The organism is Vibrio ordalii ATCC 33509 (assembly GCA_000257205.1).
Lineage (GTDB): Bacteria > Pseudomonadota > Gammaproteobacteria > Enterobacterales > Vibrionaceae > Vibrio > Vibrio ordalii.
On sequence record AEZC01000059.1, the window covers coordinates 1 to 14,366 of the forward strand.

The window sequence follows — 14,366 nt, forward strand, 5'->3', positions numbered from 1 at the left end:
GCCCACTGTCTTAAACAGCAAGGGGGATTGATACAGTACAACCGCTAGGCCAATCAAGGTAATGAAGGCATAAACACCAATACCAAATGCGTGCGCCCACACCGTTGCCAACCCATTTTTACGCCCACCAGCGAGGCTGTGCTTGGCCACCATTGCCAAGCTCGGCCCTGGCGACATCGCGCCTAAAATACAAATGGTAAATAGTGATAACCAAACGGTGAATGTCATGGATTTCTCGCTGTTATTTCAGCAATTCAAAGTAATGACGATAACGGACTGGCTCGTATAATGCTACCTGAATATTATACAACCTAACGGCTCGACCTTTCAGGCAAGTCGCTATACTCCCCAATAAACGGAGCTCAACTTGAATAGAGATATCTTATTTTGCTTCAACGTATACTAACCGCCAGAACGATATTTAGGAAAGGACACTAGGAATAAGAGCTTTAACCTATCGCGGTTACCTTGTGCCCCAAAAAGTGGAGAAAGCCTAACGCCTTGCAGTATTGCCATAACAACTCATCGAACATCATTCTAAAAAAAATTTTGGCCAAATAAAAGGCTCTCCTTATAGAGAGCCTAAGAAAATAGCAAGGGAAGGATATTAAATTTAAGTGCGAATGTACTTAATCGCACTACTTAATTCATCGACATTACGTTGTAAATCAACAACAACTGGACCGAGTTGATTGATAGCAACACTCATATCACCCGAAAGGGCTTTAATGTTGCTAAGGTTACTAGAAATTTCATCACTCACGGACAGTTGTTCTTCTGTTGCGGCCGATATCGACGTATTCAATTTGTGAATTTCAATTGCCGATCCTTGGATGGTACCAAGCGCTTCGTTCGCCACCGACATATTGGCACGTGTTGACTGCATTTTATCAGCACTCACTCGGATCGTTTTGGTCGATTGTTCTGCTTTTTCCTGCAACATCGAAATCATACTTTCAATCTCACCCGTCGATTGTTGAGTTCGTTGGGCAAGTGAGCGTACTTCATCCGCTACCACCGCAAAACCGCGACCTTGCTCACCCGCACGAGCGGCCTCTATCGCCGCGTTCAATGCAAGTAGGTTGGTTTGTTCAGCAATCGCTTTAATCACATCAAGTACATTACCAACGTTATTAGACTCATTCGCAAGTTGCTGAATGATCTCAGATGTTTTGGTAAATTCACCCTCTAAATCACCAAATTCATGAGTTGTTTTATCAAAGACTTGTTTACTGGTACTGGCTTCTTTTTCCGCACTGCCTGCATATTTTTCTGCCATAGTCGTGCTTTCAGCAACACTAGAAAGCGCCGATGTCATCTCTTCCATCGCCGTTGCTGCCATTTCAAGCTCTTGATTTTGCTGATTCGCCACTTTAACGTTTTGTTTAGTGACGTCACTGATGGTTTCAGAGATAGTAGAAATAGTGTGGTTTACTTGATTTATTTTGCTAATGGTGGTGGCATAACTACCAAGCACTTTATTGATAGTGCCACCGATTATACCCAATTCGTTGTGGCTGTTGTCGTCAACTCGCAAAGTCAAATCAGAATTTTTGTCTACTTGTTGTAGCAATTTAGCCATGGTATCAATCGGTTTTACCACTTTCCGGTTCACCATCACATAACCGATAATAGCGATAGCAAAAACACTGAGTAATGAGATATTTCCAACCAATACCGTACTTTTTACTTTCTGCGCCGCATCCATGAATTGCTTATTGGTTCGATTTTCTAATTCAATAAAGAATTTATCGATCGGGGCCATAATTTTGGCTTTCTCTTGGTGGTATTCATTACTATGTAATAGAGATATCGCCATATTACGGTCTGGTTCTTTTCTAACCGTATAGTTGCCATTGCTATCAGGGTAAAGGCCCTTAACAGCATTCATCGCTTTAACTTCCATGTTCACCAAGCCATCTGAATTGGCTTGAGCTTCTTTGAGAAAATTAAACTCTTGCTGACTAAAACCAAGATCAGTCATCATTTGATTAAGAGAGATATTTTTACCGTCTGCTTTAGGTTTTTGTCCATATTGCAGCACAAGATCCCAATAAATCGTGTGATAATTTTGTGGACGAGGTTTTTTACCGTTACGAATATCAAGAATATCCATGTACATTTTTTCGTATTTTTCATCGCCACTGACCACGTAAGTTCGGCCTAACCGAGTTAAGTCATCAGAGCTTTGACGAAGCTCATCGGCCGCTTGATAAGATTGGTAACGAACTTGATCCATATGATCAACTTGTTGCATTAGCCCATTGAGCTGTAATACCGTCACAACACTGATGACAATACCAATGCCGATCACGGCAAACACGAGCTTCATGGTGTTGTTGATATTCATAAAAGTATCCTTCTTCATTTATCAACGAAATTATTTTTGTTTGTTCATTGTTATTATTGCTTTTAGCATAGGATGAGAATGGCCAAAGTGTCGAATTTTACGCCACAATTATTGCATCTATTCCATCAATTGCATCAATTTTAAGTACTATCATACTTCAACTTATTTTTCAGTCGGTACTGGCAACTGAGCCAACACCTCTTTAGCCGCTTCAAAATCAAAATCTTCAATCGCATGCATCAAACTTTTCTTTTGCTCATCAGACCATAAATTGCATTGTTTAACTTGGTGGATCATATGAATCGCATCAGCATCGTAGTTTTCAACACATTGCACTAATTGTTGGTAGAGCAATGCAATATCACCGTGCTCTTGCTGCGGGTGTGATTGTGTCTGCTCCCAATTTCTTAGCTCATCCAACAAAGTAGACATCAACTTTGATACCGTATTGAGATCTTGAATGGCGGGTTGCTTATGTCGCTGTACTACCCCTTCCATCTCGTTGGCTAGCTGCGCAATAGGCTCAATTCCTAGATTAGCCGCGGAGCCTTTTAGGGTATGCATCACTCGCTCTGCCTCTTCCCACAGCCCCTTATCAATCAATTTAGGGAATGTGGCTATTTCTTGCTGCTGGCTGGCAAGGAAGTGATCCAATATTTCAAAGTATCGCTGCGCATTGCCACAAATTCGGAAAATCGCTTGCTCCACATCAATACCGGTCAATTCTGGGTAGCCAGTGCTCGGTTTCACTTGATTCGGTAATACCGTAGAGGGTACTGGAGTGGTTTCATCCGCCTTTAAATATTTGCGTAGTACGTGGTACAAGCGCTGTACATCAATTGGTTTCGCCACATGATCATTCATACCTGCATTTAAGCAGTGCTCGACATCTGAAGACATCGCGTTGGCGGTCATTGCGACAATCGGTAGCGCTTTCCATTTCTCATATTGACGTATTTCTTTGGTTGCACTGATGCCATCCATAATCGGCATTTGCATGTCCATTAGCACTAAATCAAAGGCCTCTTGCTGCAATTTTGTCAATGCCTCTTGCCCATTGTTGGCAACAACAATACTCAATTGGGTGCTTTCCAATAAACCTAGCGCCACTTCTTGATTTACTACGTTATCTTCTACTAACAGCACTTTTTGCCCCATAAATGATGGCCTTATATCATAATCAAGATGCTCATGGATTTTCCTTAATTGTTCAATTCCGTAGCTGTCCATAATGGCATCAAGGAGATTTGATGGGTTCACTGGTTTCACAATCAAAGCATCAACCAATTTACTGTTTTCTCCCACCAAGGAGATTTCTCGCCCATAAGCCGTGACGAGGAATCGTTTGGTGTTATCAAAATCCCCCAATGATTTCATTCTTTGTAGCAACTCTATACCGTTCATGCCCGGCATATTCCAATCAATAAACATCATATCAAAATGCGTATTGCGAATTTCATCTAGCGCCTCAAAACCGTTACTGACTGACTTCGCTTCAAAATGCATCGCATTGAGCAACGTCATTAAAATATTACGTGCCGAATCATTGTCATCAACCACTAATGCTCGCTTACCTGCAAGAGCAATTAATGGCTTGGCAATATCGCGCATTTTGGCTTCTTGCAACCCACACTCAATCGTGAATTCAAAGGTGGATCCTGACCCTTCTTCACTGCGTACTTGAATGTCGCCACCCATCAATCCGACTAGCTGTTTACTGATGCTAAGCCCTAAGCCTGTGCCTCCATATTGGCGAGTAATGCTATTATCTGCTTGAGAAAAAGCAGAGAATAATGTGCCAATGTTAGATTCAGCGATACCAATACCCGTATCATAAACAGTAAACTTCAGTGTGACGTTAGCGTCGTTTTGCCCCACGACTCGCACCGAAACGATGATCTCCCCTTGTTCGGTAAATTTCACCGCATTGCCACATAAGTTAACAAGGACTTGCCCTAAACGCAGTGGGTCGCCCACCAAGCCCACAGGAATATGTGGGTCGATGTCTAATAAAAACTCGATGTTTTTCTCTTGGGCTTTTAGCGAAATCAAGGTGGTGAGGTTATCCAATACCTCGTCAAGGCTAAAATCAATGTGCTCAACATTCAGCTTGCCCGCCTCTATTTTGGAAAAATCCAAAATGTCGTTAATGATGCCAAGCAAGTTCTTCGCCGATTCATTAATCCGTGAAATGTATTTTTGTTGCGTAGGATTGAGCTCGGTATTGAGCGCTAGATGGGCCATACCTAAAATGGCATTCATTGGTGTACGGATCTCGTGGCTCATGTTCGCAAGGAAATCGCCTTTGGCTTGGCTCATCGCATCTGCGGTCTCTTTAGCTTCTCTTAATTGCTCCTCCATCTGCTTGCGATCAGTTAAATCAAGCAAAATGCCAACAATCCCAGAGACTTCACCACGGTTATTTTGGAAAGAAGCTTCATAAACCAACATCTCTCTTTTGTGGTGCGAAGCGTCATAGAGAGACAACTCGTAATCTTGCGAAGATTGCTCCTCTCCGAGCCTTTTATGTACTTTGGCAAAAATGGCCGCTGTTTCATTTTGAAAGATATCTTGCGGCGATTTACCGATAATTTGCTCAGCCGACAGGCCAACTAAGTCCATAAACTTAGCGTTAATAGTGAGATACGCACCGGAAGCCGATAAGCAATACATGGGGTTCGGCGTCGCGTCGAGGATCTCTTGATTGAGTTGAGATTGTTCGAGTACTTTCTGCTCGGCTCGGCGTTGAATTTCAACATTTTGGCTTAGTTGAATACTAACCGATAGGTCATCCAACATTTGCGATAACCACTGAAATTGTAAACTCGACAACGACCCGATCGTTCCTAGCTCTAACAAGGCTACCGGGTACTGATTGACATGTAAGGGTAAATAATACACTTCGTTAATGGCTAACTTGCCACCGTTAAATTCAATGTGACAGTTGCCATCGAGTGCTTTCATCGCATAGGGCTGGCCACTGAGCAGCACGCTGAGCTGCGTCGATGATGGATCGGTGTATTGTCTGGCCGAGTTCTCACCATAACCCACACCAGCAACTCGCTTTAATACGCCCTCTTGATAGATGTACATGCCAACCATTTCCAAAGGAAATTGATGCAGCAAAAATTGTGTAACTTCATTACATAAACGGTCCGTAGAATCGTTTTTGCGCAGGATGATATTGAAATCTTTAAGCAAGGTATTTTGGCTAAGCTGATCAGCGATGTGATGAAACACCACATTCAAACTGTCGATAAAATGTTGCAGCTCTGCATAGGCAGTTTGAGTGATCGTAAAAGCGTAATCTTCGCGTTTGACTTGAGTCACAACCGTTTGCAGTAGTTGACTTAACGGATTGATGTAAAGACGCCATAACAAAATAAAAGAAATAATAATCACACTGAGCAAGGTTAATACGAGCACTAAACTTATCCATTCATAGTGCAGCGCTTCGCTGTCAGCACTCTGAATATTTTGCTCCATGCGTTGCATGATCGATTGATGTGCAGAGCCTATCGCCTGCATGATTTTTGCTTTTTCAGCGAAATATTGCTGTCCATAAAGAAGCGAGCGTGCCAAATCGAGATCCGGCTCCCCCGTATCGGAAAATTCGCCTTGGCTATTCTTTTTCCATCCTTTAATAGCCATGAAGGCTTCTCTTTCGAGTGACACCAATGAATCAGACAACATAAGCGCGTTTTTGAGTTCCAAGAACTCTATCGATTCAATCCCTGAAAGTCGCATTCTATCAAGCAAAGAAGGGGGGGTTGGGTCACCACCTAATGAACGAACGAGGTGATCGTTTTGCGCAACCACGTCCCAAAACTCATACTCATTACCTTTCGGCAAAGGCGCAGAGCCATTTCTGACATTGAGTACATAATTAAAAAGATTGAGCCATTTTTCATCACCAGTCGATGCGTAAGCGCGAGCAAACTTAGTCAGATGATCCGAACTCTGCTTCAACTCTTGTGACAGACGATAGAATTGGTAAAGTTCATCGTTAAGTTGCCGACTCTCCGTTCTCAGAGCCGCTACTTTACCCGTGATGCTAAACATCGCAATAGAGCATAACCCCATTGCGATAAATAAAACGGTGAATAGAGTTCGGATGGATCGCATGTGAAGCGCCTTCTAATAATTTAATAATTTAATAATTTAATAATTTAATAATTTTCTCACTGCACTACAGATAAGCTTAGCTATAGTTACAAGTAAGTTTAGACACAAATCCACCTTTCGCAGCTCAATTGTTAGTTTTTATTAGGAAAGACTCATGCCCAGCGAGAAATTAGACAATTGTACCGTGTTAATCGTTGACGATTCGCCAGATAACCTTGCGTTTATGTCACAAGGGTTAGCAAGCCTGTATCATATCAAAGCGGCGAAATCGGGAGCGATGGCCCTTAATATTTTAGAAAAATTTCCCATTGATTTGGTGCTACTCGATATTGTGATGCCAGAAATGTCAGGCTTTGAAGTGATACAAAAGATCATGGCAAATCCTAACACCCAAGATATTCCTGTAATTTTTCTGACCGCAAAAGATAACCCTGAAGATCAAAAACTAGGGTTTGAGTTAGGTGCGGTTGACTATGTATACAAACCCGTAAGCGTACCATTGCTAAGAGCCAGAGTAGATACTCACCTGCAAAACAAGATCTCAAAAGACATACTTAAGAACCAAAATGGCTACTTGGAAAAAGAGGTGATCAAACGTTCAAATGAGTTGGATAAAATGCAAGACGCGGTCGTGTATGCACTCGCCAGCCTTGCTGAAACCAGAGACCCGGATACGGGTAACCATATCCTGCGAACACAACATTATGTGAAAGCGTTGGCCGAACAAATGGCTAAACTGCCAAAGTATCAACAAAAACTAACGCCAAATGTTATTGATACCTATTTTAAAGCTGCGCCCTTACACGATATTGGTAAAGTCGGTATTGCCGACAACATACTATTAAAACCTGGAAAACTGGACAGTGATGAATTTGAGGTCATGAAAGGCCATGCCAGCTTAGGTCTACGTGCGCTAGAAAAAGCAGAAAAGATGTCAGGCGCGAAAAATGACCTTATCGATATGGCGAAAGAGATCGCCTATGGACACCATGAGAAATGGGATGGTTCTGGCTATCCTAAGGGCTTACGAGGTGATGCTATCCCTCTCAGTGCACGCTTAATGGCTGTTGCTGATGTATATGATGCACTGATTTGCCGGCGTATCTATAAAGAAGCAATGCCTCATGACAATGCAAAAACCATTCTTTTAGAAGGAAAAGGACGCCACTTTGACCCAGAAGTCATTGATGCTTTCTTGGCGATAGAAGAACGTTTTATCTCAATTGCACATGAATACGACGACGATTGATATCTTGGTAAGCAACGTATTATTAAACAAAAAGATAAGCGTATGAAGGTAACCTTTCGCCCCGCAAGTGACAGCGATTATCAATTTGCTTTTGATCTAAAAAAAGTCGCAGAAATGGATGGTATTACGGCGATATTTGGCTGGGATGAAGAGTTGCAACAAGTACTGCATCGCCAAGAATGGCACTCTGGTCTACCAACCATCATCTGCGCCGATGGCCAACCAATAGGCACTTATTTACTGCAGAGCAAGCATGAAAATCTCTATTTCTCGCGCTTTTTTATTCTGCCAGATTTTCAAAATAGAGGGGTGGGTAGCCAAGTGTTACAACTGGTCGTCAACCAAGCCAATCTGACTCAATACCCATGTAAGCTCTGTTATTTGCAAGGTAGCCCCGTCGGTGCTTTGTATCAGCGATTTGGGTTTACGCACTATCAAATGGACGATGAGTTTTCTCATATGCATTTCATTCCAACGCCCAAAGGCCAATAGCTTAGTACCCTTTATGCTATCTTAAATTAAGGTTGGCGGTAGGCAAACAGCCTACGCGAGGAGAAAATAAGCATCATCATTAACGCCAGCCCCCCTATAGCACAACAAAATGGTTACATTTATTTATTCATATTGATTACTTATTGAATAAAATTCGTGAGCAATCTCTGATTAATGTGGTTTCATTTATAGGCTAAATGGTTGTGTGAACAAGGTTTCAGCTTTTTTTATCGTTACAATAGACAATATTTTCATTAACACCTTTGGATAGGAAACAGATATGTTGTATTTGGAATTTTTATTCCTGCTATTAATGCTCTATATAGGCTCACGCTACGGTGGCATTGGCCTTGGTGTGGTTTCTGGTATTGGCTTGGTCATTGAAGTTTTTGTCTTCAAAATGCCACCCACATCACCACCGATCACCGTCATGTTGATCATTCTTGCCGTTGTCACCTGTGCTTCGATACTCGAAGCCGCTGGCGGATTGAAATACATGCTGCAAGTGGCTGAACGCTTACTGCGTAAGAACCCGAAAAATGTCACTTTAATTGCACCGTTTGTCACTTACGCAATGACGTTTATGCTGGGTACTGGCCACGCGGTGTATTCCATCATGCCGATCATCGGCGACGTAGCCTTAAAAAATGGCATCCGTCCGGAGCGGCCAATGGCTGCGTCTTCTGTTGCTTCGCAAATCGCGATTACCGCCTCGCCTATCTCTGCCGCTGTTGTTTACTACCTTGCTCAGTTGTCGAATATTCAGCACGAGATCACCTTACTTTCTATTTTACTCGTTACTGTACCTGCGACCTTGTTCGGAACGCTGTTGATGTCTTTGTACAGCTTACGCCGTGGGAAAGAACTAGATGATGATCCTGAGTATCAAGAACGTCTGCAAGATCCGGTGTGGAAAGAGAAAATCCTAAACACAACCGCCACAACGCTGAATGAAACTTTGCCAGTAGCAGCACGTAATTCTGTGCTGATTTTCGTTGGTGCAATATTAACGATTGTCGTGCTAGCGATGGTGCCAGAAACACGCACTATTGTTGAAGGCAGTAAACCGATCAGTATGGCGGTGGTTATCCAGATGATGATGCTCTGCTTTGGCGGTATCATTTTACTGGCAACCAAAACCGACCCACGTGATGTACCAAACGGTGTGGTATTCAAATCGGGTATGGTGGCGGCGATTGCCATCTTCGGTATTGCTTGGATGTCGGATACCTATTTCCAATACGCAATGCCGCAGTTTAAATCAGGCATTGTTGAGATGGTTACCGACCATCATTGGACCTTCGCACTGGCATTATTCATTGTTTCGGTTGTAGTGAACTCTCAAGCCGCAGTGGCGGTGATGATGTTACCTGTAGGCCTCGGGCTAGGTTTAGAACCTGCGCTACTGGTGGGCTTAATGCCTGCATTGTACGGCTACTTCTTTATTCCGAACTATCCGTCAGACATTGCGACGGTCAACTTTGATACCACAGGAACCACCAAAATTGGTAAGTACTACTTTAACCACTCATTCATGGCTGTCGGTTTAATTGGCGTAGTGAGTGCGTGCTGTTTAGGTTATGTTCTGAGCCAAATCGTCATTGGTTAACCCACTATAAAACACACCCCAAACTGATCAGTGCGGGGGTGTGTTTGCTGCTAAATATGTGTTTACTGCTAAATAAAAGTGCACCCAACTGAGCCTGAAGCCGTTGGGTGCACTTTCTCTTTATTTAACGGCCCTTTTCTCTATTTAAAAGTCATGTTTGATAATATTGTTGTCCAATAAGGTGCTGACAATATCAATCGATGCCATACCATCAAAATTAAATTGGCTAGCGAGATTTTGGACCACAATGGTTTGGTGCACGTTATTGTCTGTTATGATATCCAATTCCACATCCGTCGTGTTGGCTATTACTTTCGCTTCTATCTGGTTAGAAGCTTGTAATGAAGTGAGCAGTTGATCCATAGGCAAATGTAAATCGGCCACAACATCAGTGAGATCTATCACATCACCTTCACCTGCGTTGAAATCAGTGATAGTGTCAGTTTTCTCGTCAACAGTATCGAGCGTCCATTTAAATATGTCAGCGCCACTTCCCCCGGTTAAGATGTCGGCACCAAGCCCGCCAATCAAGGTATCATTTCCGCCACCACCCACTAAGGAGTCATCACCATAGCCACCTTCAAGGTGATCATGACCACTGCCTCCTAGCAACTGCGCTCCAACATTACCGGCGAGCAATTGCGCATCATCCCCGTTCGTTGATTGATCAATCGTGCTACCGTCAGGCAATACTTCAATTGCAATATCAATTGATGCAGAGGCTGCACGGCTACCATCCGTTTCTGTTGAGATAGCCGCTACCGACAGAGTGTGTTGCCCTAAATCGAGCCCGCTAACCTGTAATCCGTCGATAGCATCAGCGGAGACAATCCACACCCCGTTTTGCTCAGTCACGCTACCCGAGCTACTAGAAAGCGCAGCGCCACTTGGCAGACTGTCGATCTCCAATGACAACACTTCATGGCTATCCGTTAATGCCGCGATTAATCCCAGCAATGCAATACCTTGAGCGCTGACACTTTGGCTAACATAGGTCTGCTTCATATAATTAAAGCTCGGATCAAGGGTTAATATCGGCGTATTGGCTTTAGGCGTCACCGCAATACTGACGGTTTCTGTCTCTTCTAACGCCATACCAGAAACATTGTCGGCATAGATACCACCATCATTGGCTTTAATTGTCAGATCAATCTGGTCACTGCCAATCGCGGTGGCATCAACAAAAACACCACTGGCGGGATCGCTGCTATTGAGTAGTGCGTTGATATCCGATAACGTGCCTTGTAGGACAAATTCTCCAGCCAAATTGGTGCTCTGCGTGACAGAACTTAACGCGGGGATCACGGCACTGAGCAGACCTTCGCTCACGCTCAAAGTTACCGTCATGATGTCGTTAGTATGTGATCCAGCGTAATCAACATCACTCACACTCAAGCCGGTAACTTTTTGCCCCGCCTCTTCATCAATCGTTGTGGTGACCGTAGCAGTATCAATGGTGGGCGCATCATTGACCGCCTGAACATCAACTGAAACAGTAAACTCACGCGCAGGTCCCAAATGTTCAGTACCGTCCAGCCCTGTATCGACCGACTGCACTTTAATCGTCAGATCTCCCGCCCAAGTGTCCTTATGCCAATCACCAGAATTAAAAATCAGTTTATCTAAGCTTTGTACATCGGCATTCAACAGCCATACGCCACCACCGATGTAAGTCCCCAGCGTGCCATTAGGCAATGCAATACTTGCTCCATCTGGCACCCAGGAAACTTCAATTCGCAACGTTTCTGGCGAGTTTTCACTATGGTTAGCACCGGCTGCAATCGAATCGGCTTTATCGATAATTTGCGCGTTGATATCAATTTCAATGTCAACGCCTTCATCGCCACTCGTTTGCTCAACAGGTTCAACGTCCACTACATCCCCAACGGGCGTAATATCCAATCTAAAGCTGCCGTTATGCTCTACAGGCACACCAAGCAAGGATTCTTGGGTAAAGACCTTGATGCCGATTTCCACTTCGCCACTAAAGTTCTTCGCAGGTTTCATCGCAATATCGGATAAATTGATCGAGGTTTGTGCTGGGTTGTTAATCTGAATGCTCCACTCACCACCACCATTATTTTTCACGGTATAGTCAGAAGAGAGAGAACTCACGACAAAATCCGTCGGCACCCCAGTAAGCTTGATCGACACAAATACCTCAGAGCCATCTGTATCGGTCAGATCAACGGTAAATTCGGAACCCGGTTTAGAAAGGACAATCCACTCATCTTCCAAACCGCTCACTTCAATATTGCTGCTGCCACCGCTGGAAATAATGACGTCGTCTACCACTGGCGTCACATCAAAACTTACTTGTGTGGTAAATGGTTTATCGGCATCGGTATTGACTACTCCCAACGCATTGGCATTGGTATCATCAAATTGCGTGATATCGGTCACTTTCCCCGCCACAGTAATGTTGACGGTATTATCATCATCGCCAGTCGGATAATTGGGTGCGGGTTTGAAATAAACATTGTCTAATGCCGCAGGTAGCTGAGACTGACTAAAAGTGATACTGGTACCGAGATCATGGCCTTGCGCATCAACAAAGGTTCCGATATTGGTTCCTTGCAGGGTTAAGGTGACTTCGCTCAGCACCTCTTGCCCTTCCGTGGCGCTATTGCGAATATCAGCAAGGTCAATGTCGAGCGAAAGATGAATAATACCATCTTCATACCCTATGCCGTCATTGGTCGGAACGTCGGACGAGCTTGAAGTCGGCTGATGATTTGCATCTAACCCAAGCGAACCTTCCACAGTCAATGTCGCTTTAGGGTTAATGTTATCATCTTGCGGTTGATGCGTTCCGGGAACATCGGCCACCGGAGAAACTGCCACCGGGATTTGCGTACTGAGGGTTTTTTCGTCACCAGAAGCCGTATCTGTCGTCACAAAAGTGATCGGCAAATTAAAGTCGCCAGCGTAATCTTCGGGCAGATGCAGATTTTCTAACCCTGAAATCTAGCCATCGGTATTCACGGTACCTTTGTACACATATAAGCCATCAACGAAATCAAAATGACCACCAGATAAACTTGCGCCAACTGGCAATACACTTTGCGCGATGACAATACTGAGCTCATCTTCTACACCATCAAAACCTGAAGCGTTCACCATCAATTTATCTTGAATTTGCTGACCTAAATTAATGGCGTTATCTTCGATGCCTAATACAATATCATCCGCATTGCCAACTAAAGTAATGTCAGCCGCTACCGTGTTGTTGCCCGTAGCAGTGAGCGGAAATTGTAAGGTGAGCTCTGATTGCACTTGTTGAACCACTTTGGCTTCAGAGCTATCTTCCCCTTGGTCATACACTTGGGCAAAAATGGTCACAGTGATGTCGTTATAACCATCACCATCAGGATCGTTACCACTACTCAATGTCAGGCCATTCGGCGCTTTTACACTGAAATTCTGCTCATCAACAATGGTCCATGAACCATCCCCATTATTAATTGCACCAGTAATCAGTAGTTGATCAAGTACCTGTGGCGTCATATTGCTAAAACGCACCACCAGTTGGTCAACCACTTCTAATGATTGGTAACCTTCTGTCGATTGAGTGTCTGCATTATCAAAGCGTATAACGTTCGCATTAGGCTCGCCGCCGGCCGCATCATTAATCGTAAAGTAGATAGCACCAGAGGCATCCGCGACAACCTTGTTTATGACTGCGCCGTTCTCTTCAACACGCAGCTGTCCATCAGCTTCAACTATCGGCCTTACCGTGACATCAACAGAGCCATGAATGACGTTCGAAGCAATACCTTCACCAGAATTGATTGCATCGACGTATTCGTTGTCTTGTTCTTTAACCACAATCTCAGTGCTCAAGGTAAAATCAGTACTGGAGTGCTCTGGTGGCTGAACTTGAACGTAACCCGTTGTCAGCACTTGCGCTGAAAAATCTTGATCGCTCTGTCCCAGTGCGGGGATCAAAATGAGCTTGCCGTCACTATCTAAGGCCGTGACAACACCATCGACGTAAATAGTGCTACCTGCTGGGAAACCAGAAAGTGTAACAGAGGCAAAATACTCATCAGCATCAAGATGTTGTTCCTCTTCTGGCTGCCAATGAATATTAATGCGGCTATCCTCGTTCCCAAGCGAGTGTGATTGATAGTTGTCAACAACATCAATCACCGGTGCCACTTTAATGCGAATTTCCGACTCAATTTGACGCGTATGTCCATCATTTTCAGTAACGATGGTAGTCACTTTGATATTGATATTTTCGGTCGATGAATGAGATGGCTCCACTCGAATACCTGAATCAACCTGCGCTGAAGTTAGATTCGCCTGATAAATAGGTTGCTGTGCAGTATCGTAACCAACAAATACCAAGTTAATCACGCTACCAACGCTGTCATACAGTTTGACACCATCTGGAATGTTCGACAGTAAAACGGTGATCGACTCAGAGCTGTCAGCTGGATTATCCGCAAGGTCGTCGCTCTAGTACAGCGAGAGGCTATCTCGACCAAGCTAAGCATCGCCCTAACTTAACAATTGTGACTCATGCTTTAGCTGAC

At 43.9% G+C, this 14,366-nt stretch carries 7 protein-coding genes and 1 pseudogene; 4 read left to right on the forward strand and 4 right to left on the reverse strand.

Translation table 11 applies throughout. The features are described from left to right. The 3 genes from VOR_RS0103880 to VOR_RS0103890 all read right to left on the reverse strand — a co-directional run. The coding region (locus VOR_RS0103880) for a LysE family translocator (RefSeq protein ID WP_010318421.1) at positions 1-228 on the reverse strand (228 nt) is incomplete at its 3' end. A gap of 385 nt (positions 229-613) precedes the next feature. After that, positions 614-2,350 carry a methyl-accepting chemotaxis protein gene (locus VOR_RS0103885; protein WP_010318422.1) on the reverse strand — a complete coding sequence of 579 codons (1,737 nt, stop codon included), beginning with the start codon at positions 2,348-2,350 and terminating at the stop codon, positions 614-616. Between the two features lie 162 nt (positions 2,351-2,512). Continuing rightward, a complete protein-coding gene (locus tag VOR_RS0103890) occupies positions 2,513-6,475 on the reverse strand; it encodes a response regulator (RefSeq protein WP_010318423.1) in 3,963 nt (1,320 codons plus the stop codon). Positions 6,476-6,629: 154 nt separating this feature from the next. On the opposite strand from VOR_RS0103890, the gene VOR_RS0103895 reads away from it, so the two are divergent. From VOR_RS0103895 to VOR_RS0103905, 3 genes are all read left to right on the forward strand, one after another. Further along, a complete protein-coding gene (locus VOR_RS0103895; protein WP_010318424.1) occupies positions 6,630-7,724 on the forward strand; it encodes a response regulator in 1,095 nt (364 codons plus the stop codon). A 42-nt stretch (positions 7,725-7,766) separates the two neighbouring features. After that, positions 7,767-8,216, forward strand: coding sequence for a GNAT family N-acetyltransferase (locus VOR_RS0103900; RefSeq protein ID WP_010318425.1), 450 nt, complete (start codon positions 7,767-7,769; stop codon positions 8,214-8,216). A 280-nt stretch (positions 8,217-8,496) separates the two neighbouring features. After that, a complete protein-coding gene (locus VOR_RS0103905) occupies positions 8,497-9,825 on the forward strand; it encodes an anaerobic C4-dicarboxylate transporter (protein WP_010318426.1) in 1,329 nt (442 codons plus the stop codon). 144 nt (positions 9,826-9,969) lie between these two features. Here the strand turns inward: VOR_RS0103905 and VOR_RS17700 are convergent. Further along, positions 9,970-14,289, reverse strand: a pseudogene (locus tag VOR_RS17700) (type I secretion C-terminal target domain-containing protein); the annotation flags it as partial. On the opposite strand from VOR_RS17700, the gene VOR_RS18650 reads away from it, so the two are divergent. Then, positions 14,265-14,366 (forward strand): GMC family oxidoreductase N-terminal domain-containing protein (locus tag VOR_RS18650; protein WP_286118376.1); only part of this gene is annotated, 102 nt, incomplete at its 3' end. The pseudogene VOR_RS17700 and the gene VOR_RS18650 overlap by 25 nt on opposite strands.

Excerpts from the sequence above, each read along its gene's own strand:
- VOR_RS0103905 (WP_010318426.1), top strand. The coding sequence starts at position 8,497 with ATGTTGTATTTGGAATTTTTATTCCTGCTATTAATGCTCTATATAGGC.
- VOR_RS0103900 (WP_010318425.1), top strand. The coding sequence starts at position 7,767 with ATGAAGGTAACCTTTCGCCCCGCAAGTGACAGCGATTATCAATTTGCT.
- VOR_RS0103895 (WP_010318424.1), top strand. The coding sequence starts at position 6,630 with ATGCCCAGCGAGAAATTAGACAATTGTACCGTGTTAATCGTTGACGAT.
- VOR_RS0103885 (WP_010318422.1), bottom strand. The coding sequence starts at position 2,350 with ATGAATATCAACAACACCATGAAGCTCGTGTTTGCCGTGATCGGCATT.
- VOR_RS0103890 (WP_010318423.1), bottom strand. The coding sequence starts at position 6,475 with ATGCGATCCATCCGAACTCTATTCACCGTTTTATTTATCGCAATGGGG.